This window comes from Jeongeupia naejangsanensis (genome assembly GCF_016865585.1).
Taxonomy (GTDB): domain Bacteria; phylum Pseudomonadota; class Gammaproteobacteria; order Burkholderiales; family Chitinibacteraceae; genus Jeongeupia; species Jeongeupia naejangsanensis.
Map to the genome: position 1 here is coordinate 891,106 of NZ_JAESND010000001.1, position 21,964 is coordinate 913,069.

Genomic DNA, 21,964 nt, shown 5'->3' on the forward strand with positions numbered 1-21,964 from the left:
CACACCCACGCCATTGCCTGTATGACAGCCACCATCGAATAGAATGACAGGCCCGACGCGACGAGTTCCCCCATGCGCCTGTTTTCCACCCTTTCGCTGACCCTTGCCCTGCTGCTCGGGCCCCTCGCCCATGCCGACGATGGCCCCAGCTATCGCGACCCCGAGGATGGCCAGATCGACCTGAGCGACTACCTGCTCAACCACAAGGGCGTCTTTCCGGTTCCCATCGTCATCACCGAGCCGGCCATCGGTTATGGCGGCGGCGCCATGCTGCTCTACTTCCAGCAATCGATGGCCGAGGCTGCGGCAGAAAGCGAGCAGGAAACGGGGCGCAAGCAACCGCCGGTGATCAGCGGTCTGGGTGGTTTCGCCACCAACAACGGTACTTGGGCGGGCGGCGCATTCCACTTTCACCCGATCGATGGCGACCGCTACCGCTATATGGGCGGGATCGGCAAGGCCTCGCTCAATCTGGACTACTACGGCGCGCTGAACCAGGCTCGCAGCTACAACCTCGACGGGGATTTCCTGTTCCAGCAGTTCCTGTTCCGCATTGGCGACAGCGACTGGTTTGTCGGGCCGCGTTACGGCTACTTCCGCAGCGACATCCGTTTCGGCGACAACAAGGCGACCGAACTGGGAGACGTCGACATCACCCGCAGCATCGGTATCGGCGGGCTGATCATCGACTACGACAGCCGCGACAACATTTTCTTCCCGCGCCGCGGCACCTATTTCGAGGCGGAGCTGCAAATGGCCCGCAGCTGGCTGGGCAGCAGCAGCGACTTCGAAAACTACACCGCCCGCGCCTACACCTGGCTGCCGCTGACGAAAACGCTGACGCTGGGGCTGCGCATCGACGGCCGCACCATCGACGGCGACTACCCTTTCTACTCGCAGCCCTACATCGACCTGCGCGGTATCGAAAAGGGCCGCTACCAGGACCAGAACGCGGCGATGACCGAAGCCGAGCTGCGCTGGGACGTCACACCACGCTGGTCGCTACTGGCCTTCGGTGGCGCGGGCAAGGCCTGGGGACGCTGGCATGACTTCGGCGATGCCGAGACCGTCTACAGCTACGGCACGGGCTTTCGCTACCTGATCGCCAAAAAGCTCGGGCTGGCGTCCGGGCTGGACTTCGCCTGGGGGCCGGATGGCCAGCGGGCGTTCTACATCCAGATGGGCAGCGCGTGGAAATGACCGATCCGGGCCGAGCCGGTAAGCTTGCGGTTTTGCCCGATCCGACGTCCCTGCCGTGAAGCTCAAACCGCTCGTCTGCCTGTTGCCGATTGCCCTGCTCGCCGCCTGCGCCAGCCCGCCCCCCACCGGTTCCGCCACCCAACCCGCCATCGCCAGCGCAGCGGCTGCCGTCGCTGCCGAGTCGGTCACCGTCGCACCACCGGTCGACGTCGCCAGCCTGCCTGCGGAGACCCCCGTCGCCAGTGCGCCGGTCGTCGTCGAACCGCCGCCGGTCCAGCCGGCCAAACCCGCCGGGCTCAGCGCCGCCCAGGCGAAAGTACTGCTGAACAAGGTGCTGCCGGCGAAAATCCCGGGGCGCGCGGACTGGAATGCCGACATCCTCGACGCCTTCACGGCACTGAAGATTCCGTACACGCCCGAGTACTTCTGCGCGGCCGCCGCGGTCATCGAACAGGAGTCGAGCTGGCAGGGTGATCCGGGCGTGCCCGGTCTGCCGGACATGGTCTGGAACAAGATCGGCGAGAAAGCCGCCGACAAGCACGTTCCGCTGATCGCGGTGAAAACGGCGCTGCTGAAATCGTCGCCGACCGGCGAGAGCTACAAGTCACGCATCGACAAGCTGCGCACCGAGCGCGAAATGAATGCGATTTTCGAGGACCTCAGCGCCGATGCCGCGCGACTGGGCCTGCCGCTCAACATGAACAATCCGATCCGTACCGGCGGGCCGATGCAGGTCAGCGTCGCCTTCGCCGAATCGCACGTTCGCGTCTGGCCCTACCCGTATCCGCGCACGCGCAGCGTCCGCGACACCGTGTTCACCCAGCGTGGCGGCACCTATTTCGGCATCGCCATCCTGCTGCAGTACCCGGCGCCGTACGACGACATGCTGTACCGTTTCGCCGACTTCAACGCCGGCCGCTACGCCAGCCGCAATGCGGCGTTCCAGGCGGCCACCGCCAAGCTGAGCGGCCGGAGCATCGATCTTGACGGCGACCTTCTGAGCTACCAGAACGGCCGGCCGGCGGCCAAGGCCAGCGATGTCGAGGAAGCGCTGGCGTCAATCGCCGGCCAGCTGGGCATGAACCGCGACGCAGTCCGCCGTGACCTGATGAGCGAAAAGCTCGTCGGCTTCGGCCAGACCGGCCTGTACAAGAAGGTGTTTGCGCTCGCGGATGCGAAAAACGGCAAGCCGATGCCGCGCGTGGCCATGCCGCAGATCCGGCTGATCAGCCCCAAGATCACCCGCAAACTGACCACCGAATGGTTCGCCAAGCGTGTCGACGGCCGCTACGAGACCTGCCTGGCACGGGCGAAATAAGCCGCCTTCAGGACGCAGCCGATGCTGCGTCCGCGTTGCGCGACGAAGCGCTGCTCAGCGATCGCGCCTCACCGTTTGTGCGTAGGCCAGCGCATCGGGCATGAAGGCGAGGAAGTCGGCCTCGAAGCCGGCGTAGTGCTCGCGCAACTCGTCGGCCGCGCCGGCCAGAGGATTGACACGGCGGATGCGGTGCTCGGCCATCCGGTCCAGCGCGAATGCGACGCTGTCGACATTCCGGTACGACGCGAGCCAGTCGGTCTGCTGCATTTTCGGCAGCACGGCGACGAAGCCGGCCGGCAGGCCGGGCTGGATCGCCAGTTCGGCATACAGCCGGGCGGTGAAGTGCGGCAGCGTTTCGCCGGGAGAAAACAAGGACCAGTGCACGGCCAGAAGATGGTCGTAAAACAGGTCGACCATGATGCCGCCGTAGCGCCGCCGCAGCGGGCTGACGCGGGCACGGCTGGCGGCAAAGGCCGGATGCAGGTCGGCGTAGGCATCGATTTCGCGGTGCAGCGCGACGCCGTCGGCCAGATCCGCAGGCAGAGCCCCCGGCAGGATGCCCTTGACGAAATCACCCGCGACACCGCCAGCACGATCGGCGGGTGCCGGTCCTGCGAGGACGGCGTGGGAAAGGTAGTTCATCGATGCGTCCGGATACGGGCCGGCCTAGCGCAACAGCGGGCCGACCCTGGCTTCGAGCAGGCTGACGAGTTCGGCCTGCATGAATCGATACTGATCCGGAATCCCGAGGCAGACCAGCTTTTTGTCGCGCAGTGCGCCGCCAAAACGGCTGTTCAGCAGCCGCAGGTGGCGCTTTTCCATCACGCAGACCAGATCGGCCCACGCCAGCTGCTCCGCCGACAGCGGCGTCTCGGCATCCGCAGCCAGCCCCGCGGAATCGGTTTCGATCCCGGGCCATGCAGCGAACACCGTTTCGGCGGTCGGGCTGCGCCAGCGGTTGCGGCTGCAGATGAACAGAACCCGTATCACCGGTTGCGCGGCCGGAACTCGATGACCTGCGCGCCGTCTGCTCGCGCTTTGGGCGCGTGCTCCGGTTTCCACGCGTGGCCGTAGACCACTTCGTAACTGCACGGCAATGCGCCATCACGGCGGAACGCTTCGTACTGGCTGGTCACGCGCTGCCACGCGGTCTTGCCCATCATGCCGCGCCGGCGTCCTTCGGTGACATTGTGCGCGCCGATGCCCTTCAGGTCCTGCATCACCGCGCGGACATCGGGATAGGTCATCGTCAGCGTTTCCATGTCCATGACCGGCGTCGAGAACCCGCTGTGCGACAGCGCATCACCGAGGTCGTGCATGTCGATGAAGCGGTTGACGTGGTTGTAGCCGTCGACGCCGTCGAAGGCCGCACGCAGCTCCTTCAGCGTATCGGGGCCGAGCGTCGAGAACATCAGCAGGCCGCCGGGCTTGAGTACGCGCAGGAACTCGCGGAAGGTGGCGTCCGGCGTGTTGCACCACTGGATCGCCAGATTCGACCAGATCAGGTCGACCGATGCATCGGCCAGCGGCAGGGCCTCGATGTCGCCGCACAGCTGCACCGGCCGGTTGCGCTCGAACCGTGACAGCAGCTTCTTCAACCCGCCAACGGCATGGCGTTCGCGCGCAATCTGCAGCATGGCCGGCGCCAGATCGAGTTCGACCAGTTGCGCATCCGGATAGCGCGCCAGCAGCGCCTTGCCCATGTAGCCGGTGCCGCAACCGGCATCGAGCATGAGCCCCGGCTGCAGCCGCACCAGATCGAGCCGCTCGGCCATCCGGTCGGCGACTTCGCGCTGCAGCACTGCCGCTGCATCGTAGCTGGCAGCCGCCGCGTCGAAACTGGCGCGGATCGCCGCCTTGTCGGTGTAGAACGTTTCGCTCATGCCGGCTTCTTGCTGTACTTCTGCCGAAGCACTTCGATGACGACCGGAATGATCGAGACCAGCACGATGCCGATGGCGATAAGGCCGATGTTCTTCTGGATGAAGGTGATGCCGCCGAAGAAGTAGCCGGCGTACAGCAAGGACACGACCCAGACGGCGGCGCCGACGATGTTGAAAAAGACGAAGCGCTTGTAGCTCATCTCGGCCATGCCGGCCACGAACGGCGCGAAGGTGCGGACGATGGGCACGAAGCGCGCGAGGATGATGGTCTTGCCGCCGTGACGCTCATAGAAGGCATGTGTCTTCTCGAGATGGTCGCGGCGGAAGATCTTCGAATCCGGATTGGCGAACAGCTTGTGGCCGAAGTAGCGGCCGATGACGTAGTTGAGCGCATCCCCCGCTACCGCAGCGATGAACAGCAGCACGACCAGGAAATGTACATTCATGTGGCCGCCACCGGCGATCATGCCGGCGATGAACAGCAGCGAATCGCCGGGCAGAAACGGCGTGACGACGAGGCCGGTTTCGCAGAAGATCACCGCGAACAGGATCGCATAGACCCATGGTCCGTACAGATTGACCAGTTGGGCAAGGTAGACGTCCAGATGCAGGAAGACGTCGATCGGGTTGAATTCCATCACAATCCTTTTAGTGTCGCTAGAAACGAGCCGCTTGAACGAGAAACGCCGGCGATGGACTCGCCGGCGGAAATTTGGTTCATGCCTTTTGCATCAAGGGCGATCAGACTACTGCTTCTTCCTTGATTTTCACCGGCTTGACCATGTTCTCGCGCGTCACGCCGAACATCAGCAGCAGCGGCGACGCGACCAGCACCGACGAATAGATGCCGAACAGAATGCCGATCGTCAGCGCCATCGCGAAACCGTGCAGCGCAGAACCGCCGAACACCAGCATCGACAGCACCATCGCCTCGGTCGAACCGTGGGTGATGATGGTCCGGCTCATCGTCGCGGTGATCGCGTTGTCGATCACCTGGGGTACCGTCTTCCCGCGCATTTTCGGCGAACGGAAGTTCTCGCGGATCCGGTCGAACACGACGACCGATTCGTTGACAGAGTAGCCGAGTACCGCCAGCACGCCGGCCAGCACCGTCAGGTTGAACTCCCACTGGAACAGCGCAAAGCAGCCGAGAATGATCACCACGTCGTGCATGTTGGCGATCACCGCCGACACCGCGAAGCGCCATTCGAAACGGATGGCCAGGTAGGCGATGATGCCGAGGCAGACCAGCGTGATGGCCGTCAGACCGTGCGTGACCAGCTCCTCGCCGACCGACGGACCGATGAACTCGACCTTGCGCAGCTCGACGTCCGGGCGCTCGGACTTGAGCACCGTCAGGACTTCGTTTGACAGCTGGGCGCTGGTCTTGTTCTTGATGTTCGGCAGCCGGACCATCACATCACGCGTCGTGCCCAGTGCCTGAACCTGCGCTTCGCCATACTTCAGGTGTTCAACCTGGGTACGGATCTGGTTCAGGTCTGCACCCTGCTGATAGCGCAGTTCCATCACGGTGCCGCCGGTGAACTCGACGCCGAAGTTCAGTCCCTTGATGACCAGAAAAGCCACGGCAAGGACAAAGGTGATCAGCGAGATCGCCGTCGTGAGCTTGCCGTAGCTCATGAACGGGATGTCGCGCTTGATGCGGAAGAATTCCATCTTGTGCGGCCCTTATGCGTTCTTCTGGTCCGGCACCCAAACCTGGCCGATCGACAGCGAGGTCAGGCGGCGGCGGTAGCCGTAGATCAGGTTGATGATGCCGCGCGACACGACGACCGCGCTGAACATCGACGTGAGGATGCCGAGGCAGTGCACCACGGCAAAGCCGCGGATCGCGCCCGAACCGAAGATCAGCAGCGCAACGCCGGCGATCAGCGTGGTGACGTTCGAGTCGAGAATCGTCGCCCAGGCGTGGCTGTAGCCGTTCGAGATCGCCGCCTGCGGCGTCATGCCGTTACGCAGCTCCTCACGGATCCGCTCGTTGATCAGCACGTTCGAGTCGATCGCCATGCCCAGCGTCAGCGCGATAGCGGCGATACCCGGCAGCGTCAGCGTGATGCCGATGGCCGACAGCAGCGCCACCAGCAGCAGCAGGTTGCCGCCGAGCGATACCGCCGAGACCAGACCGAACACGCGGTAGTAGATCACCATGAAGATCGCGATCGCGGCAAAGCCGTAGAGCGTCGAATCGAAGCCCTTCTTGATGTTGTCCTTGCCTAGGCTCGGACCAATGGTGCGTTCCTCGACGATGTTCATCGGCGCAGCCAGCGAACCCGCGCGCAGCAGCAGCGCGGTGTCATTGGCCTCGGCAACGCCCATCGAGCCGGAAATCTGCACGCGACCGCCACCGATTTCGGCGCGGACCACCGGCGCGGTCACGACTTCGCCCTTGCCCTTCTCGACCAGGATCATCGCAATGCGCTTGCCGATGTTGTCGCGGCTCAGATCCTTGAAGATCGTCGCACCGGTCGAATCGAGGTTGAGGTTGACCGAAGCATTGTTGTGCTCGTCGAAACCGGCCTGTGCATCGTTGATGTTGTCACCGGTCAGTTCGACTTCCTTCTTCACCAGAATCGGCACGCTCTGACCGTTGCTACCACGACGTTCGGTCATCAGCTCGGTACCGGCCGGCACATTGCCGCCGATCGCGGCCTGCAGGTTGGCCGGGTCGTCATCGACCAGACGCACTTCCAGCGTTGCGGTCCGGCCGAGGATGTCCTTGGCCTTGGCGGTGTCCTGGATACCCGGCAGTTCGACGACGATACGGCCGGCGCCCTGCTGCTGGATGATCGGTTCGGCCACGCCGAGTTCGTTCACCCGGTTGTGCAGCGTAGTGATGTTCTGTTTGACCGCGTCCTCGGACAGCTTTTGCAGCGCTGCCTGCGGATAGGTCACGACGATCTTGTTGCTGTCGCCCTTGACCGGGGTCACCTTCAGGTTCGGCAACAGCTTGTTGACGACCGGCAGCGTGGCATCGACGGTTTCGGCATCGCGCAACTGGACTTCGACGCTGTCGCGGCCGCGGACGACCGCGCCGTAGCGGATCTTCTTGTCCTTGAGTTCGCGGCGGATGTCGCCGGCGGTCTTTTCGAGCGCCTTGTCGACGGCAGCCTTCATGTCGACTTCGAGCAGGAAGTGCACACCGCCACGCAGGTCGAGACCGAGGAACATCGGCTTGGCGCCGATCGACTGCAGCCAGGACGGCGTTTGCGGCAGCAGGTTCAGCGCCACGACATAGTCGTCACCGAGTGCGGCCTGCAGTGCGTCCTTGGCCTTGAGCTGGGCATCGATGTCCTTGAAACGCAGCTTGACCGACGAACCGTCGAACAGCACGTCGTCCGGGTTCAAACCGGCCTGTTTCACTGCCGCAACGGCGCGGGTCTGCGTCGACGCATCGACCTTGACCATGGTGCGCGCGCTGGAAATCTGCACGGCGGGGCTTTCACCGAAGAAGTTCGGCAAGGTGTAAAGGAAGGCCGCGACCAGTGCCACGGCGATCAATACGAATTTCCACAACGGGTAGCGGTTCATTGCATGCCCTTAAAACCGGGAAAGGCCCGCATGGCGCAGGCCGGAAAACACGCGGGGGCAGCCAAGGCTGCCCCGTTGCGATTACTTGTTGTTCTTGATGGTGCCTTTTTCCAGGCGCTGCGACACCGAAGCGCGCTGCACCAGAATTTCGACGCCTTCAGCCAGTTCGAGCGTGATGTACTGCTCGCTGACCTTGACGATACGGCCCAGGGTACCGCCGCTGGTGACGACTTCGTCGCCCTTTTGCAGTGCATCGAGCATGGCCCGCTGTTCCTTGGCGCGCTTCTGCTGCGGACGGATCAGCAGGAAGTAAAACAGCACGAAGATCACGACCATCGGCAGGAACTGCATGAAACCGGCAGCGGCGGGAACCGCGTCGGCGGCGTAAGCGGGAGCGATAAACATCGATCGGGCCTTTATTGAGAGTGGCAAAAAACGAAGCGGGTCATTCTAGCCCGCCCCCTGTCTGAAATCTACCGACATCCTTCACGCCACGACGGATGCGCCTCCCTAAAATGGGAGTGCCTGCAATAAACGGAATCCCCGACCATGCGAATCGCACAGTGGATTGCCGTCGCGGCGCTGACGGCCGGTAGCTGGGCGCACGCAGACGGTCTGACCGGAGCCGGAACCACCACCAGTACCGAATATCGGTCCGGCGTTGCGGCGTGCATGGAAAAGGCAATCGCCGGGCAGAAAAGTTGCACCGACGATGCGCGCGATGACCGCATGCAGGCCTATGGCACTGCACGGACACCCCGCGCTCCCGACGAAACACCCGGCTGTTACAGCGGCGGGAATCGCAAGGTCCAGATCGACAAGGACTGCAAGGATCTAATCGCAGCCGGTCGCGAACATGCGAGCGTCAGCCCGCGCCTTGATCCGAGAACCGCCAACGTCCCGCAGCGGGCAACCGCTTCAAGCTGCAATGATTGCGGCGTCGTGACCAGGGTCGAGGCAGTCGAACAGGAAGGCGAAGGCGGCTGGACCGGCAAGATCGGCGGCGCGGTCGTCGGCGGCCTGCTCGGCAACCAGATCGGTGGCGGCACCGGCAAGACGATTGCCACCGTTGCCGGTGCAGCCGGCGGCGCCTATGCCGGCAACGAGGTTCAAAAACAGGTCAGCAAGAAAACCGTCTACCAGGTCAGCTTCAAGCTCAACAGCGGGACCACGCGCACGGTCAAGTTCGACAACGCCGACCACGGTTATCGCAAGGGCGACAAGATCCGCTTTGAAAACGGCCTGCTCAGCCACCGCTAGTGGCCGCCGGGGTCAGCCGGCTATGCCCGACCAGAACCGATCGAGCCAGCCCTTCTTCTGCCAGTTGCGCTGGGCGCCGCGCGACAGGAAAAACTCGGTATAGCGGGTATCGCCTTCCTGAATGTGCTTGGTCAGCCAGTTGCGCAGGAAATGCAGCAACTCGAACGTGATCGCCTCACCGTCAGCCACCCGCTGCTGGAAGTCATGCAACTGGGCGATCAGCGCTTCGTGATGCACCTTGTGTTCGTCGTATTCGGGATAGCCGAGGATGCGCATCAGGCTCTCCTCGACGGTGAAGTGGATGCGCGTGTAATCAGCCAGCCGCGCCAGAATCGCCACCGAGGCCTCGCGGCCGTGATGCTCGCGGATCGCTTCGTACAATTCGTTCAGCAGATCGACCAGCACCTTGTGCTGTTCGTCGATTTCCTGAATCCCGACCGACAGGCCGTCGTGCCATTCAACCAGTGGCTGCATCGTTTTCTCCCCATTGTCATGGGGCGACATGCTGCAGACCGGCACCCGCGGCAGGTTTGATCCAGATCAAACCTGCATGGCGGGCTGCGGAAAGCACCTAGCGCAGGCCAATAAAAAAACCCGGCCGGGCCGGGTTTTCTGTCGGGCGGGCTTCGCGATCAGTCGATGCCGCGGGCCCGGTCGGCGTGAAAGCGCGCAACGAAGGCCGGGAAGGCATCGGCGTCGATTGCGGCGCGCATCTCGGCCATCAGCACCTGGTAGTAGCGCAGGTTGTGGATGGTATTGAGCTGCGAGCCGAGGATTTCGCCAGCGCGGAACAGATGGTGCAGATAAGCACGGCTGAAATTCTGGCAGGCGTAGCAGTCGCAGGTTTCGTCGAGCGGACGCTCGTCCATCCGGTGCTTGGCGTTCTTGATCTTGATGTCGCCGAAGCGCGTGAACAGCATGCCGTTGCGCGCGTTGCGGGTCGGCATCACGCAGTCGAACATGTCGATGCCCTGGCTGACGCCATAGACCAGATCCTCGGGCGTGCCGACACCCATCAGGTAACGCGGTTTGTCTACAGGCAGACGCGGCGCGGTGTGCGCGAGGATGCGTTCCATGTCCTCTTTCGGCTCGCCGACGCTCAGGCCACCGATCGCCATGCCGTGGAAACCGATATCGTTCAGACCGGCCAGCGACTCGTCGCGCAGGTCTTCATACATCCCACCCTGAACGATGCCGAACAGCGCGTTCGGATTCTCGAGCTTGTCGAACTCATTACGCGAGCGCTTCGCCCAGCGGTAGGACATGCGCATCGAATCGGCCGCCTGCTTGCGGTCGGCCGGGTACGGCGTGCACTCGTCGAAGATCATCACGATGTCGGAATTGAGCACGCGCTGGATGCGCATCGACTCTTCCGGTGTCAGGAACAGCTTGTCGCCATTGATCGGACTCTGGAACTTCACGCCTTCCTCGGAAATCTTACGAAGATCACCGAGGCTGAACACCTGAAAGCCCCCCGAGTCGGTGAGGATGGGTTTGTCCCACCCCATGAACTGGTGCAAACCGCCGAACTTGCCGATGACATCCAGCCCGGGGCGCAACCACAGGTGAAAGGTGTTGCCGAGGCAGATCTGCGCTTCGATCTCGCGCAGATCGCGCGGCGTCATCGCCTTGACGGTGCCGTAGGTACCCACCGGCATGAATACCGGTGTTTCCACCGTGCCGTGGTTGAGTTCTATCGTGCCACGACGCGCACCACCCGATGTTTTGTGCAGCGTGAACTTCAGACCTTGATCCAATTTCTTTAACCACTCCGTATTTGCCCGCCGGATAAACAGTCCTGCGGCATGTGTAAATCGCCGGGGACAGGCCCCGCGTGCTGCACACTTGGTCGTTCACAGCACAGTTTCGATCGATTTTGTCGCTTGGATGATACAAAGGAATAGCATCATGCGCACTACCAGCATTTTGCTTGGCCTGCTGCTCACCGCCTGTGGTGGTGGTGGCGGAGGGGGCGGCAACGACAGCGGTCCGCCAGTCTCTGGGACGCCAACGCCGGTCACCAGCCCCACACCCGGGACCACGCCGGCACCGACAAGTCCCTTCGCGCTGGACATGCTGGATCAGCACAACCGGGTACGACGCGCGGAAAACGCCGGTCTGGCCGACCTGAGCTGGTCGGCGGACCTCGCCGCCTTCGCGCAGGACTGGGCCAACCGGAGCGCCAGCAACGGTCAATGCCTGAATCTGACCCACCGCAGCGGCAGCGAACGCAACCTCAACGGTCAGGTCACCGGCGAAAACCTGAGCGCCTTCGGCTCGTCTTCGCCGTATTCCGGCTATCAGGACACACCCGCCGGCGTTGTCGGCCGCTGGGCCGCCGAACGCGCCGACTGGAACTTCAGCAGCATGCAGTGCCGGGCCGGCGCGGTTTGCGGCCATTACACCCAGATCGTCTGGCGGGACACCACGGCAGTCGGCTGCGGTCAGGCCCGCTGCGCGCAAAGCGAAGTCTGGGTCTGCAACTACCTGCCGGCCGGCAACGTGGCCGGGCGCAATCCGTTCTGAGACGCCCCCCTGCCCCTCGGCCTTATTCCCCGGTGGCGCGTTCGAGCAGCATCGCGTCACCATAACTGAAGAAACGATATTCACCGGCCACGGCATGCGCGTAGGCCGCCTTCATCGTTTCCAGCCCTGCGAATGCCGCAACCAGCATCAACAGGGTCGATTTGGGCAGATGGAAATTGGTGATCAGCCGGTCGACGACACGGAACTCGTAGCCGGGCGTGATGAAGATGTCGGTATCGCCTTCCGGCTCGGCCAGCACCCCCCGTTGCGACGACGCTTCGAGCGCGCGCAGGCTGGTCGTACCGACGGCGATCACCCGCCCGCCCGCCGCCTTGGTCGCGCGGATCGCTTCCTGCGTCGCCTGAGGAATCGAATAACGCTCGTGATGCATCGTATGGTCGGCGATATCGTCGACGCGGACCGGCATGAAGGTACCGGCACCAACGTGCAGCGTCAGGAATGCCGTGCCGACGCCCTGCGCGCGCAGCTGCTCCAACAGGGCGTCGGTGAAATGCAGCCCGGCGGTCGGCGCGGCCACGGCACCCGGGTCGCGCGCATAGACGGTCTGATAACGCTTGGCGTCCTCGTCGTCGGGCGTGTGGGTGATGTACGGCGGCAGCGGCAAGGCACCGGCCTGATCGAGGATGTCGAGCACCGACTGATCGCCGTCCGTCCCGGACCGATCGAATTCGAGCAGGAACAGGTCGCCCCGGCGCTCGACCATCGTCGCCCACCAGCGTTCGGCAAAGCACAGGCGGCTGCCGGGCTTGGGCGACTTGCTGGCGCGCACATGCGCCAGCGCCCGATGCGTATCAAGCACACGCTCGACCAGCGCCTCGACCGCACCACCGCTCTCTTTCTGGCCGAACAACCGCGCCTTGATCACCTTGGTATCGTTGAACACCAGCAGATCACCCGCACGCAGCAGCGCCGGCAGGTCACGGAACCAGCCGTCGTGCTGCAATTTGCCGTCAACGTGCAGCAAACGGCTCGCACCGCGCTCGGCGGGCGGAAACTGGGCGATCAGGTGTTCAGGCAGGAAATAATCGAAGTCGGAGAGCTGCATCGGGTCCATCACGTAGGAAAATGCTGCGAACAAGCGCGTAGCAAAACTACAGCAGTATACCAGCGCCCCTCGCCAGCAAGCCGCGACCCGCTTGATGGCGCGCCACTTTCAAACACCCGTTTTAGCGCGAAAATGCCGGGAATTTCGTCGAATTTGCTAGACAAGCCCGTTTCGGCTCGGCAAACTCCCGCCGATGATTTGGAACGAGACTGGGAGGTGAGCATGGCAAAAGCCCGCAAAATCCTGGTGCTGCATGGCCCCAATCTCAATCTGCTGGGGGTGCGTGAGCCACAGCACTACGGCGCCGATACGCTGGCGGACATCAACACCCGCCTGACCAAGATCGGCGCACAGCAAGGCGCGCAAGTCGAGACTTTTCAGTCCAACCGCGAATACGAGCTGATCGATCGCATTCACGCCGCTTTTGGCGACGGCACTGACTTCATCGTCATCAACCCGGCTGCATTCACTCACACCAGCGTTGCACTCCGCGACGCACTGGCCGGGGTCAAGCTTCCCTTCATCGAAGTGCATCTATCCAATGTGCATGCACGCGAAGCGTTCCGGCATCACTCCTACTTCTCGGATCTCGCCGTCGGCGTGATCTGCGGCCTCGGGGCCAAGGGCTACGAATATGCGCTGGCCCACGCCCTCGAAGCATTCAAACCGGCGTCCTGAACGGACGTCCCCGTTTCCCCCATAAATGCGTCAATAAGCATTACCTTATAAGAGGGTTGCCGTATGGATCTGCGTAAACTGAAGAAACTGATCGACCTCGTCGAGGAATCCGGCATTGCCGAACTCGAGGTCACCGAGGGCGAAGAAAAAGTCCGCATTACCCGCGTCAACCAGAACGCCGCACCGGCCTACATCCAGCAGCCGATGCAGTTCCAGGCGCCGGCCGCCGCAGCGGCAGTAGCCGCACCGGCCGTCGTGGCCGAAGCCGCTGGCAGCGCGCTGCCGGAAGGCACGCCGGTGAAGTCGCCGATGGTCGGCACCTTCTACCGTGCAGCCAGCCCGGGCGCGAAGTCCTTCGTCGAAGTCGGCCAGCAGGTCAACGCCGGCGATACGCTGTGCATCATCGAAGCAATGAAACTCCTGAACGAAATCGAGGCCGAAACCTCTGGCGTCATCAAGGCCATCCTCGTCGAGAACGGCCAGCCGGTCGAGTACGGCGAACCGCTGTTCGTCATCGGCTGATGCGGTGCCGCATCCGCCTGACGGATGCAGCACGTCTCACGGAGTTCAAAGATGTTTGAAAAAGTACTGATCGCCAACCGCGGCGAAATCGCGCTGCGCGTGCTGCGCGCCTGCCGCGAAATGGGCATCAAGACCGTGGTCGTCCATTCGGAAATCGACCGCGAAGCCAAATACGTCAAGCTCGCCGACGAATCGGTCTGCATCGGACCGAATCCGTCGCCGCAAAGCTACCTGAACATGGCCGCCATCATTTCGGCCGCCGAAGTCACCAACGCCAACGCCATCCACCCGGGCTACGGTTTCCTGTCGGAAAACGCCGACTTCGCCCAGCGCGTCGAGGAATCCGGCTTCGCCTTCATCGGCCCGACCCCCGAGTCGATCCGCGTGATGGGCGACAAGGTTTCGGCCAAGAACGCGATGAAAAAGGCCGGCGTGCCCTGCGTGCCCGGCTCGGACGGCGCGCTGTCGGACGACCCGAAGGAAATCCTCGCGACCGGCAAGAAAGTCGGCTACCCGGTGATCATCAAGGCCGCCGGCGGCGGCGGTGGTCGCGGCATGCGCGTGGTGCACAACGAGGAAGAGCTGCTGCGCTCGGTCGAAATGACCAAGTCCGAAGCCGGCGCTGCCTTCGGCAACCCGACCGTCTACATGGAACGCTACCTGCAGACGCCGCGTCACGTCGAAATCCAGATCCTCGCCGACCAGCACGGCAACGCGATCTATCTGGGTGAGCGCGACTGCTCGATGCAGCGCCGCCACCAGAAAGTGATCGAGGAAGCACCGGGCCCGGGCATCACCGAAGCGCAGCGCAAGAAGATCGGCGATGCATGTGCCGAAGCCTGCCGCCAGATCGGCTACCGTGGCGCAGGCACGTTCGAGTTCCTGTACGAAAACGGCGAGTTCTTCTTCATCGAGATGAACACCCGCGTTCAGGTCGAACATCCGGTCACCGAAATGATCACCGGCATCGACATCGTCCAGGAGCAGATCCGCGTTGCCGCAGGCCTGCCGCTGCGTTACACGCAGAAGGACGTGAAGATCAAGGGCCACTCGATCGAGTGCCGGATCAACGCCGAAGACCCGCTCAAGTTCGTGCCGAGCCCCGGCCGGATCACCACCTGGCACACGCCGGGCGGCCCGGGCGTGCGCGTCGATTCGCATGTGTATCAGGGCTACTTCGTCCCGCCGAACTACGATTCGATGATCGGCAAGATCATTACCTACGGCGACACCCGCGAGCAGGCGCTGGCGCGGATGCGCATCGCGCTGTCGGAAATGGTCGTTCAGGGCATCAACACCAATATCCCGCTGCACCAGCAACTGCTGCTCGACAGCGAGTTCATCAAGGGCGGCACCAGCATCCACTACCTCGAGCACAAGATGCCCGAGATCCGTGCGTTGCTGGAAAAGCAAGGCTGAGCGATCGGCCTGCGATTGAAAAAGGGCCGCTTCGGCCCTTTTTTCATGTTTGTTCAAGCCGTGAGACAATCACGGCCATTACTTTTCAGGAAAGACCGCCATGTCGTGGCAGGAACTGCGCATCACCACCGATTCGAAACATGCCGAAGCGCTGTCGGACGCCCTGTTTGACCTCGGCGCACTGTCGGTGTCGATCGAAGACGCCGCCGCCGGCACCGACGCGGAAAAACCGATCTTCGGCGAACCCGGTGAGCCGGTCGACCAGATGTGGGACCTGAGCGTCGTCGTCGCCCACCTTCCGGACGAGATGGACCCGCAACTGGCCGTTGCCGCTGCCGCCAATACCGTCGGCATCGACCATCCGCATTTCGCCGTCGTCACCGTCGAGGACCAGGACTGGGTCCGGCTGACGCAGTCGCAGTTCGATCCGATCCGGATTTCCGAGCGGTTGTGGATCACCCCGACCTGGCACGAATCACCGAATCCGGATGCGATCAACATCGCGCTCGACCCGGGTCTGGCCTTCGGCACCGGCAGCCACCCGACGACGCACCTGTGCCTGCAGTGGCTGGACGCTAATATCGCCGGCGGCGAAACCCTGCTCGACTACGGTTGCGGCTCGGGCATTCTCGCCATTGCCGCGAAGAAGGTCGGCGCAGGCCAGACCCACGGTGTCGACATCGACCCGCAGGCCATGATCGCGTCGAAGCAGAACGCAGAGCAGAACGGCGTCGAGATCGATTTCTTCCTGCCCGACGCCCTGCCGGCCGGCGAGTACGACGTCGTGGTCGCCAACATCCTGACCAACCCGCTGAAGGCGCTGGCGCCAATGCTGGCCGGTCGGGTCAAGGCCGGCGGCCGGATCGCATTGTCGGGCATTCTGGCCGAGCAGGCCGACGAGATCGTGGCCATCTACGGCGCCTGGTTCGATTTCGCGCCGGCCAAGGCGTCGGAAGGCTGGGTCTGCCTGTCCGGTCGCAAGCGCTGACACGCACTGCAATGATTCCGGGCTACAATCTGCGGCGATGAGTTCGATTACCCGCTGCCCCAACTGTCATACGGCGTTCAATGTCACCGCCGCGCAACTGGCCACCCACAAGGGCAAGGTGCGCTGCGGCAAATGCGCCTTCGTGTTCAACGCGCTGGAATGCATGACGGCGCCGGAGCCGGCCGACCAGCCTGTCGCCTCACCGGACACCGGGGCGCAGATCCCAGAACCGGTCGCCGAGCTGCCGACGCCGCCGGCAGCCGAACTCAGTGTCGCCGAATACCTCGCTCAGCGAACCGAACCGGAACCGGAACCGGAACCGGAACCGGAACCGGAACCGGAACCGGAACCGGAACCGGAACCGGAACCGGAACCGGAACCGGAACCGGAACCGGAACCGGCAACAGTCGACCCTGATCCGGCCACCGCCGCCAGCCCGGCCCCCTCTCCCGTTGACGAAACGCCGTCGGACTACAGGCCGATCCCGACTTTCGACAACGACGCCCTGCTCGCCCTGCCCAAACCGCCGTCGCGCTGGCGCTGGCTGGTCATGGCACTGTCCGCGCTGGCCGTGTTTGCCCTGCTGACACAAGTCGCCCTGCGCTACCGTGCAACGCTGTCGACCGAGGCCCCCTGGCTGCGGCCGATCTACGTGTCTGCCTGCAATGCACTCGGCTGCGACATGCCCTTGCCGAGGCATGCAGAACTGCTGCGCTCGGACTACTCTGAGCTCAGCTATGTGCCCGGCCGGCCCAATCTCGTTCAACTGTCCGCCAGCGTGCGCAACCTTGCGCAGTACGAGCAGGCCTTGCCGACGCTGGAACTGACGCTGACCAACGAGCGCGAAGACGTGGTGGCGCGCAAACGCTTCACCCCTGCCCAATACTTGGCCGCGAGCGAAAAGGGGCGCACGCGGCTCGCGCCGAACGACGAGCTGCGCGCATACCTGCAACTCGACCTCGGCCAACTCGATTCCTCCGGTTACTCCATTTACTGGTTCTATCCATGACGATTCCTGCCGATCTGCTGTACTCCGAAACCCATCAGTGGGCCCGTTTCGACAACGATGGTCTGGTGACCGTCGGCATCACCCACTTCGCCCAGTCGACGCTTGGCGACATGGTCTACGTCGAATTGCCCGCCATCGGCCGACAGGTGAAGCAGCAGGAAGCTGTCGCGCTGGTCGAATCGGTCAAGAGCGCGTCCGACGTCCATTGCCCGCTGTCGGGCGAGATCACCGAAACCAATGCCGAGGCGGTGGACACGCCGGAACTGATTAACGACGCACCGTACGACACCTGGCTGTTCCGGCTGCGGCCGAGCGATCTGGCCGAGCGTGCAGCGCTGCTCGACGCGGCGGCGTACGAGAAGGCCATCGCCTGAATTTGAAATGGCGCTTGATTCCTGCGGAATCGGCGCCATTTTCACAAGATGCGGCTCGCCAGAAGCCGCCTTTTCCAAGCCACATCGACGATACCACTCACCAGGAGCATCCCATGTCCAGCGTTACCCTCGGCGGCAACCCGATCGAAGTCAGCGGCGCTTTCCCCAAGGCCGGCGACAGCGCCAAGCCGTTCACCCTCGTCGGCAAGGATCTCGCCGATGTCTCGCTGGCGTCGTTCGCCGGCAAGAAGAAAGTCCTGAACATTTTCCCGAGCATCGACACGCCGACCTGCGCGACCTCGGTCCGTCGTTTCAACGAATCGGCTTCCAAGCTCGCCGACACCGTCGTGCTGTGCATCTCGGCTGACCTGCCGTTCGCGCAGAACCGCTTCTGCGGCGCCGAAGGTCTGGAAAACGTCGTCACGCTGTCGACCATGCGCGGCCGCCAGTTCCTGAACGACTACGGCGTCGAATTCGCGACCGGCCCGCTGGTCGGCGTCGCCGCCCGTGCCGTTGTCGTCCTCGATGCCAACGACAAGGTGCTGCACGCTGAACTCGTCGCCGAAATCAAGGACGAGCCGAACTACGACGCAGCGCTCAAAGCCCTCGCTTAAGTTCTTTCCGGCACCGTGACTTCGGTCACGCCGCCCGCAGGACCGAATCGGCTAGAATGAACGTTCTAGCCGATTTGCTTTTCAAGGCCTTCAGATGAAGAAATACCTCCCGCTCGTTGTTTCGGCACTGTTTGCCGTGCTCGCCACCGTCCAGTACGCCATGGCCGATGGTCCGAGGCTGACGGTACGTTTCGCCAATCCGGCGTGGAACGGCATCGCCATTCCGGCCGGCCAGCAGTGCGCGCAGCTCGGCGGCAAGGGCAACACACCTGCGCTGAACGTGTTCGATCTGCCCAGCGGTACCGGCGCACTGCAGCTGGAATACAAACAACGCGGCGGCGCCAGCCTTGGCGTCCTGCGCTACGACGTTGCACCGAATGTCGCCAGCGTGCAGCTCTCCAGCGTCACCGGCGCGCAAGCCGTGCTGCCGGCCGGGTACTCGTGGGTCAGCCAGTCCGCCACCGGGGGTTACCAGCCGCCGTGCACCAAGGGTGCGAGCTATTTCCTCGTCGTGAAAGCGCTGGATGCCGGCGGCAAGCCGCTGGGCGAAGGCCGGCTGGAGTTGGGCAAGCTGCAATGAGTGCGCGGCAATGACGGCGTGGCCCGCCACGCTTTTCGACCGGCACCCCGGCTACGCGCCGATCCGCCCGGTGCTTGCACGGTTTGATTGCCTGCCCGACTGGCAGGCATGGCAGGCGCTGGGTTCGCCGGCGTGCAACCGCCTCGGCCTGCCGCTTTCCTTCGTCGATCCGGATTCGCTGACGCAGTATTACGAATCGGAGATCCACGACGCAGGGCGCATCGCCACCCGCCACAACTGGCACGACGGCTTCAATGCCGCAGTCTGGCATACGTTTCCGCGTACCAAGGTCGCGCTGAACGCGCTCCACCACCGCCACACGCAAGGCAACGCGCGCGGGCCCGTACGCGATGCGGCGACCCTGTTCGACGAATGCGGGCTGATCGTCGCCTGTAGTGATCCGGCGCTGACCGACGCACTGGTCGGTCACGACTGGCCCTGGCTGTTCCAGCATCGCCGCGACGACTGGGGCCAGCGTATCGAGGCGCTGTGCTTTGGCCATGCCAATTACGAGTACCTGCTGGCGCCGTTCCGCGGGCTGACCGGCAAATGCTGGCTGGTCGCCGTCGATGACGCTCACTTCACCCTGCCCTTGCCCGAACGGATCAGCGTGCTCGACATGCGGATCGCGGCCGAGATCGACGCCGACCGGCTGGAACGGCCGAAGCAGCTGCCGCCGCTGCCGTTTCTCGGCATTCCCGGCTGGTGGCCCGAGCAGGATGCCGCGTTCTATGCCGACACCGGCTACTTCCGCCCCAAGCGCGCGACCACCTGACGTCGCAACCGCCTTTCGTCCGGTCAGCCGCCGGGCCCGAACCGCTCCTTGCCTTCGTCTGCACCGGTTCCGATGCTGAATCGACCGGCCCGATGCCGGCGACTCACAGAGAGAACATCGAGGAGCAGGCATGAAACGCATTCATTGTTCCGTATTCGTCGCACAGCTCGTCGCCGGCTTCGCGCTGGCGTGCCCGCCATCGGCCCGGCCGCCGTCGGCACCGTTGCCGGCCGGCATTGATGGCCAGCTGCCGCTTGTTCAGCCCGTCATCGCCACGCCGGCCACGGTCGGCGACGATCAGTGCGCCAGCGGCGGTGCCTACAGCGACACCGCGCAGCTCGCGTCGCTGTCGGATGGCGAATATCAGCGCCGCTTCGGCGTGCCCCTTGCCGCGTCGGCGCCGCCTTTCCATGCCGGCATCACGCAGACCGGCGGCGGTTACGACTTCTTTATCAGCACGCCACTCGGCAGCGGCGGCGGGCAAGCGCCGGCGAGCTGGGAAGTCCGCGTCGATGGTCAGGTCATCGCGAGCGGCAGCTGGTTCGAACTGATCGGCGCATGCCCGGCCTCGGACGAGACGTGCAGCTCCCAATCGGCGTGGATCGCCACGACGTCGCTCTCGCCGAGCGCGTTCGATGCCACGCGCTATGTCACCGTCTGGGTCTGCGGCACCGGCGATGCGTGCCGGCCGACGCCGCTGCTGTCGCCGCGATTCAAGCAAGGCATTAGCTGACGCTGCAATCCGCCCAAACGCCGTGTCCTGCGATACGGCGTTGTGCCCCCGTCCGCGAGCGGTATTCAGTACATCGGCTGCGGTCCCCAATCCGAAACAGGCTCAGACCAGCAGGCGCCCCGATTCGTCGAACACCCAGGCATCCTCGTAGCACACCTCGAACAAATGGCCGTCCGGATCGCGGAAATAGCCGGCAACACCCCATGCCGTTTGCGTGGCCGGTTTAACCAGCGTGCCGCCGTGCTGTTCGACCTGCGCCAATGTCTCGGCAACTTCACCCGGTTGGCGGGCCAAATACACGAGCGCGCTGTGCGCGGCCTGCGCCGGCTGCGATGCGGGCTGGCCGGCATCGGCAGCCAGATCGCTGCGTGAAATCAGGCCCAGTACCACACCGCCCAGATCAATCTTGATGAAGCCGGCGTGCGACGTCGGCGCAGCCTGCCAGCCAAGCGCCGCATAAAAAGCCGAGCTGCGCGCAATATCATCGACGCCAAGCAAAATCAGGTTCAGGCGTGCCTGCATCTCTCTCTCCGTGATGGACAATAAGAACGAACGTTCTATATTGCCATGCGGCACCCCGGCTGTCACACCAGCCGGAAGCTGATCGTCATTGCGTCTCTACCGGGATACACCCGAAGCGGGCCATCAAGGATGTTGGGCGGCCCCGCCAGCCTCTGCGGCGAACACGTCACGGGCTGCAAACAGGCCGTTCAGCGCGGCCGGAAAACCGGCATAGACCGCCATCTGCATGATGACCTCGACGATCTCGTCACGCGTGCAGCCGACATTGAGCGCCGCGCGGACATGCACCTTGAGTTGCGGGGTGGCGTTGCCGAGCGCGGTCAGCGCGGCGACGACGGCGATCTCGCGCGACTTCAGGTCGAGTCCGGGGCGCGAGTAGATGTCGCCGAACGGGAACTCGATCAGGTAGCGGGCGAAATCGGGGGCAATGTCGGCCAGCGAGGCGATGACCGCTTCGCCGGCATCGCCGTCGATGTCTCGCAGTCTGTTCAGGCCGCGTTCATAACGGTCATCAGGGAGTGGATTTGCTGCAGGTACGGTCATGGTCAGGCTCCTTTGAGCCTGTCCACCTCCATGCGGCGATACAGGGCGATCTTGTCGGCGAGTTTGCCCAGATGGCTTTGCAAACGCTGAACCTCGGCTTCGACACGAGCGGCATGCGCCTGCAGCAGCTCGCGCCGCTGCAGCAGCGTTGCATCGCCTTCGCGGCGCAGGGCCGCATAAAGCTGCATCTGCTCGATCGGCATGCCGGTTTCGCGCAGCCGGATCAGGAAGCCCAGCCACACCAGATCCGCCTGGCTGTAGCTGCGATGCCCCGAAGCATTGCGCGCAACGCGATCGATCAGGCCGATCTTCTCGTAATAGCGCAAGGTGTCCGCGCTCAGGCCGACCGTACTGGCAAATTCGCTGATGTTCATGGGATGGACAGGGTGAGCCAAGGCTAATACT

General features: G+C 63.7%; 27 protein-coding genes. 14 read left to right on the plus strand and 13 right to left on the minus strand.

Going from position 1 to position 21,964, the window contains the following annotated elements; genetic code table 11:
* Window positions 1-72 precede the first annotated feature (72 nt).
* Both JMJ54_RS04330 and JMJ54_RS04335 read left to right on the plus strand, forming a co-directional pair.
* A complete protein-coding gene (locus JMJ54_RS04330) occupies window positions 73-1,200 on the plus strand; it encodes a BamA/TamA family outer membrane protein (protein WP_203536700.1) in 1,128 nt (375 codons plus the stop codon).
* A 55-nt stretch (window positions 1,201-1,255) separates the two neighbouring features.
* Entirely contained in the window at window positions 1,256-2,518 is a 1,263-nt protein-coding gene (locus tag JMJ54_RS04335) for a DUF1615 domain-containing protein (protein ID WP_203536701.1), read from the plus strand.
* Window positions 2,519-2,572: 54 nt separating this feature from the next.
* Here JMJ54_RS04335 and JMJ54_RS04340 read toward each other — a convergent pair whose 3' ends face one another.
* The 7 genes from JMJ54_RS04340 to yajC all read right to left on the minus strand — a co-directional run bounded on the left by JMJ54_RS04340 (window position 2,573) and on the right by yajC (window position 8,355).
* Window positions 2,573-3,160 (minus strand): acyl carrier protein phosphodiesterase, encoded by a 588-nt coding sequence (locus JMJ54_RS04340; RefSeq protein WP_203536702.1) that lies wholly within the window; start codon window positions 3,158-3,160, stop codon window positions 2,573-2,575.
* Between the two features lie 24 nt (window positions 3,161-3,184).
* Entirely contained in the window at window positions 3,185-3,508 is a 324-nt protein-coding gene (locus tag JMJ54_RS04345; protein WP_308437971.1) for a low molecular weight protein tyrosine phosphatase family protein, read from the minus strand.
* Window positions 3,505-4,401 carry a malonyl-ACP O-methyltransferase BioC gene (bioC, locus tag JMJ54_RS04350; RefSeq protein ID WP_203536703.1) on the minus strand — a complete coding sequence of 299 codons (897 nt, stop codon included), beginning with the start codon at window positions 4,399-4,401 and terminating at the stop codon, window positions 3,505-3,507. Before bioC ends, JMJ54_RS04345 begins: the two co-directional genes overlap by 4 nt.
* Complete coding sequence (locus tag JMJ54_RS04355) at window positions 4,398-5,039, minus strand: DedA family protein (protein ID WP_203536704.1); 642 nt, start codon at window positions 5,037-5,039, stop codon at window positions 4,398-4,400. The genes bioC and JMJ54_RS04355 overlap by 4 nt, the downstream gene beginning before the upstream one ends.
* Before the next feature lie 103 nt (window positions 5,040-5,142).
* Window positions 5,143-6,078 carry a protein translocase subunit SecF gene (gene secF, locus JMJ54_RS04360; RefSeq protein WP_203536705.1) on the minus strand — a complete coding sequence of 312 codons (936 nt, stop codon included), beginning with the start codon at window positions 6,076-6,078 and terminating at the stop codon, window positions 5,143-5,145.
* A 12-nt stretch (window positions 6,079-6,090) separates the two neighbouring features.
* The gene (gene secD, locus JMJ54_RS04365; RefSeq protein ID WP_203536706.1) at window positions 6,091-7,950 is read right to left on the minus strand and encodes a protein translocase subunit SecD; all 1,860 of its coding nucleotides are present in this window, start codon (window positions 7,948-7,950) and stop codon (window positions 6,091-6,093) included.
* An 81-nt stretch (window positions 7,951-8,031) separates the two neighbouring features.
* A complete protein-coding gene (gene yajC / locus JMJ54_RS04370; RefSeq protein WP_203536707.1) occupies window positions 8,032-8,355 on the minus strand; it encodes a preprotein translocase subunit YajC in 324 nt (107 codons plus the stop codon).
* 144 nt (window positions 8,356-8,499) lie between these two features.
* Between yajC and JMJ54_RS19380 the strand changes: the two genes are divergently transcribed.
* Complete coding sequence (locus JMJ54_RS19380) at window positions 8,500-9,210, plus strand: glycine zipper 2TM domain-containing protein (protein WP_275411037.1); 711 nt, start codon at window positions 8,500-8,502, stop codon at window positions 9,208-9,210.
* 12 nt (window positions 9,211-9,222) lie between these two features.
* On the opposite strand, the gene JMJ54_RS04380 is transcribed toward JMJ54_RS19380, so the two are convergent.
* Together JMJ54_RS04380 and tgt are read right to left on the minus strand one after the other, a co-directional pair.
* Complete coding sequence (locus JMJ54_RS04380) at window positions 9,223-9,684, minus strand: bacteriohemerythrin (RefSeq protein ID WP_203536708.1); 462 nt, start codon at window positions 9,682-9,684, stop codon at window positions 9,223-9,225.
* Window positions 9,685-9,842: 158 nt separating this feature from the next.
* Window positions 9,843-10,967: a tRNA guanosine(34) transglycosylase Tgt gene (gene tgt, locus JMJ54_RS04385; RefSeq protein WP_238999851.1), complete on the minus strand. Its 1,125-nt coding sequence runs from the start codon at window positions 10,965-10,967 to the stop codon at window positions 9,843-9,845.
* 151 nt (window positions 10,968-11,118) lie between these two features.
* Here tgt and JMJ54_RS04390 point away from each other — a divergent pair, with 151 nt between their 5' ends.
* Window positions 11,119-11,736 (plus strand): CAP domain-containing protein, encoded by a 618-nt coding sequence (locus JMJ54_RS04390; protein WP_203536709.1) that lies wholly within the window; start codon window positions 11,119-11,121, stop codon window positions 11,734-11,736.
* A gap of 22 nt (window positions 11,737-11,758) precedes the next feature.
* Here JMJ54_RS04390 and queA read toward each other — a convergent pair whose 3' ends face one another.
* Window positions 11,759-12,802 carry a tRNA preQ1(34) S-adenosylmethionine ribosyltransferase-isomerase QueA gene (queA, locus tag JMJ54_RS04395; protein WP_203536710.1) on the minus strand — a complete coding sequence of 348 codons (1,044 nt, stop codon included), beginning with the start codon at window positions 12,800-12,802 and terminating at the stop codon, window positions 11,759-11,761.
* A 222-nt stretch (window positions 12,803-13,024) separates the two neighbouring features.
* On the opposite strand from queA, the gene aroQ reads away from it, so the two are divergent.
* From aroQ to JMJ54_RS04445, 10 genes are all read left to right on the plus strand, one after another.
* Complete coding sequence (gene aroQ / locus JMJ54_RS04400; RefSeq protein WP_203536711.1) at window positions 13,025-13,480, plus strand: type II 3-dehydroquinate dehydratase; 456 nt, start codon at window positions 13,025-13,027, stop codon at window positions 13,478-13,480.
* Window positions 13,481-13,543: 63 nt separating this feature from the next.
* On the plus strand, window positions 13,544-14,002 hold the full coding sequence (gene accB, locus JMJ54_RS04405) for an acetyl-CoA carboxylase biotin carboxyl carrier protein (protein WP_203536712.1): 459 nt from the start codon (window positions 13,544-13,546) through the stop codon (window positions 14,000-14,002).
* A gap of 51 nt (window positions 14,003-14,053) precedes the next feature.
* The gene (gene accC, locus JMJ54_RS04410; RefSeq protein ID WP_203536713.1) at window positions 14,054-15,421 is read left to right on the plus strand and encodes an acetyl-CoA carboxylase biotin carboxylase subunit; all 1,368 of its coding nucleotides are present in this window, start codon (window positions 14,054-14,056) and stop codon (window positions 15,419-15,421) included.
* A gap of 100 nt (window positions 15,422-15,521) precedes the next feature.
* Window positions 15,522-16,409, plus strand: coding sequence for a 50S ribosomal protein L11 methyltransferase (gene prmA, locus JMJ54_RS04415; RefSeq protein ID WP_203536714.1), 888 nt, complete (start codon window positions 15,522-15,524; stop codon window positions 16,407-16,409).
* 37 nt (window positions 16,410-16,446) lie between these two features.
* Window positions 16,447-17,418, plus strand: a complete 972-nt coding sequence (locus JMJ54_RS04420; RefSeq protein WP_203536715.1) for a DUF3426 domain-containing protein — start codon at window positions 16,447-16,449, stop codon at window positions 17,416-17,418.
* The gene (gcvH, locus tag JMJ54_RS04425; protein WP_203536716.1) at window positions 17,415-17,792 is read left to right on the plus strand and encodes a glycine cleavage system protein GcvH; all 378 of its coding nucleotides are present in this window, start codon (window positions 17,415-17,417) and stop codon (window positions 17,790-17,792) included. The genes JMJ54_RS04420 and gcvH overlap by 4 nt, the downstream gene beginning before the upstream one ends.
* Before the next feature lie 113 nt (window positions 17,793-17,905).
* The gene (tpx, locus tag JMJ54_RS04430; protein WP_203536717.1) at window positions 17,906-18,406 is read left to right on the plus strand and encodes a thiol peroxidase; all 501 of its coding nucleotides are present in this window, start codon (window positions 17,906-17,908) and stop codon (window positions 18,404-18,406) included.
* A gap of 94 nt (window positions 18,407-18,500) precedes the next feature.
* Complete coding sequence (locus JMJ54_RS04435) at window positions 18,501-18,986, plus strand: hypothetical protein (RefSeq protein ID WP_203536718.1); 486 nt, start codon at window positions 18,501-18,503, stop codon at window positions 18,984-18,986.
* Window positions 18,987-18,996: 10 nt separating this feature from the next.
* Entirely contained in the window at window positions 18,997-19,761 is a 765-nt protein-coding gene (locus JMJ54_RS04440) for a DUF3025 domain-containing protein (protein ID WP_203536719.1), read from the plus strand.
* A 130-nt stretch (window positions 19,762-19,891) separates the two neighbouring features.
* Window positions 19,892-20,494, plus strand: coding sequence for a hypothetical protein (locus tag JMJ54_RS04445; RefSeq protein ID WP_203536720.1), 603 nt, complete (start codon window positions 19,892-19,894; stop codon window positions 20,492-20,494).
* Between the two features lie 102 nt (window positions 20,495-20,596).
* On the opposite strand, the gene JMJ54_RS04450 is transcribed toward JMJ54_RS04445, so the two are convergent.
* The 3 genes from JMJ54_RS04450 to JMJ54_RS04460 form a co-directional block, all read right to left on the minus strand.
* Entirely contained in the window at window positions 20,597-21,016 is a 420-nt protein-coding gene (locus tag JMJ54_RS04450; protein ID WP_203536721.1) for a VOC family protein, read from the minus strand.
* 123 nt (window positions 21,017-21,139) lie between these two features.
* On the minus strand, window positions 21,140-21,559 hold the full coding sequence (locus JMJ54_RS04455) for a carboxymuconolactone decarboxylase family protein (protein WP_203536722.1): 420 nt from the start codon (window positions 21,557-21,559) through the stop codon (window positions 21,140-21,142).
* 2 nt (window positions 21,560-21,561) lie between these two features.
* On the minus strand, window positions 21,562-21,933 hold the full coding sequence (locus JMJ54_RS04460) for a MerR family transcriptional regulator (RefSeq protein ID WP_203536723.1): 372 nt from the start codon (window positions 21,931-21,933) through the stop codon (window positions 21,562-21,564).
* Window positions 21,934-21,964 lie beyond the last annotated feature (31 nt).

What these genes read in the sequence shown, in the direction of transcription:
- tpx (WP_203536717.1), top strand. Translation starts at nt 17,906, where the DNA reads ATGTCCAGCGTTACCCTCGGCGGCAACCCGATCGAAGTCAGCGGCGCT.
- prmA (WP_203536714.1), top strand. Translation starts at nt 15,522, where the DNA reads ATGTCGTGGCAGGAACTGCGCATCACCACCGATTCGAAACATGCCGAA.
- JMJ54_RS04460 (WP_203536723.1), bottom strand. Translation starts at nt 21,933, where the DNA reads ATGAACATCAGCGAATTTGCCAGTACGGTCGGCCTGAGCGCGGACACC.
- bioC (WP_203536703.1), bottom strand. Translation starts at nt 4,401, where the DNA reads ATGAGCGAAACGTTCTACACCGACAAGGCGGCGATCCGCGCCAGTTTC.
- JMJ54_RS04455 (WP_203536722.1), bottom strand. Translation starts at nt 21,559, where the DNA reads ATGACCGTACCTGCAGCAAATCCACTCCCTGATGACCGTTATGAACGC.
- secD (WP_203536706.1), bottom strand. Translation starts at nt 7,950, where the DNA reads ATGAACCGCTACCCGTTGTGGAAATTCGTATTGATCGCCGTGGCACTG.
- aroQ (WP_203536711.1), top strand. Translation starts at nt 13,025, where the DNA reads ATGGCAAAAGCCCGCAAAATCCTGGTGCTGCATGGCCCCAATCTCAAT.
- secF (WP_203536705.1), bottom strand. Translation starts at nt 6,078, where the DNA reads ATGGAATTCTTCCGCATCAAGCGCGACATCCCGTTCATGAGCTACGGC.
- JMJ54_RS04435 (WP_203536718.1), top strand. Translation starts at nt 18,501, where the DNA reads ATGAAGAAATACCTCCCGCTCGTTGTTTCGGCACTGTTTGCCGTGCTC.
- JMJ54_RS04355 (WP_203536704.1), bottom strand. Translation starts at nt 5,039, where the DNA reads ATGGAATTCAACCCGATCGACGTCTTCCTGCATCTGGACGTCTACCTT.
- accC (WP_203536713.1), top strand. Translation starts at nt 14,054, where the DNA reads ATGTTTGAAAAAGTACTGATCGCCAACCGCGGCGAAATCGCGCTGCGC.
- JMJ54_RS04330 (WP_203536700.1), top strand. Translation starts at nt 73, where the DNA reads ATGCGCCTGTTTTCCACCCTTTCGCTGACCCTTGCCCTGCTGCTCGGG.
- JMJ54_RS04390 (WP_203536709.1), top strand. Translation starts at nt 11,119, where the DNA reads ATGCGCACTACCAGCATTTTGCTTGGCCTGCTGCTCACCGCCTGTGGT.
- JMJ54_RS04340 (WP_203536702.1), bottom strand. Translation starts at nt 3,160, where the DNA reads ATGAACTACCTTTCCCACGCCGTCCTCGCAGGACCGGCACCCGCCGAT.
- JMJ54_RS04380 (WP_203536708.1), bottom strand. Translation starts at nt 9,684, where the DNA reads ATGCAGCCACTGGTTGAATGGCACGACGGCCTGTCGGTCGGGATTCAG.
- JMJ54_RS04445 (WP_203536720.1), top strand. Translation starts at nt 19,892, where the DNA reads ATGAAACGCATTCATTGTTCCGTATTCGTCGCACAGCTCGTCGCCGGC.
- JMJ54_RS04450 (WP_203536721.1), bottom strand. Translation starts at nt 21,016, where the DNA reads ATGCAGGCACGCCTGAACCTGATTTTGCTTGGCGTCGATGATATTGCG.
- yajC (WP_203536707.1), bottom strand. Translation starts at nt 8,355, where the DNA reads ATGTTTATCGCTCCCGCTTACGCCGCCGACGCGGTTCCCGCCGCTGCC.
- JMJ54_RS04420 (WP_203536715.1), top strand. Translation starts at nt 16,447, where the DNA reads ATGAGTTCGATTACCCGCTGCCCCAACTGTCATACGGCGTTCAATGTC.
- JMJ54_RS04440 (WP_203536719.1), top strand. Translation starts at nt 18,997, where the DNA reads ATGACGGCGTGGCCCGCCACGCTTTTCGACCGGCACCCCGGCTACGCG.
- gcvH (WP_203536716.1), top strand. Translation starts at nt 17,415, where the DNA reads ATGACGATTCCTGCCGATCTGCTGTACTCCGAAACCCATCAGTGGGCC.
- accB (WP_203536712.1), top strand. Translation starts at nt 13,544, where the DNA reads ATGGATCTGCGTAAACTGAAGAAACTGATCGACCTCGTCGAGGAATCC.
- JMJ54_RS19380 (WP_275411037.1), top strand. Translation starts at nt 8,500, where the DNA reads ATGCGAATCGCACAGTGGATTGCCGTCGCGGCGCTGACGGCCGGTAGC.
- queA (WP_203536710.1), bottom strand. Translation starts at nt 12,802, where the DNA reads ATGCAGCTCTCCGACTTCGATTATTTCCTGCCTGAACACCTGATCGCC.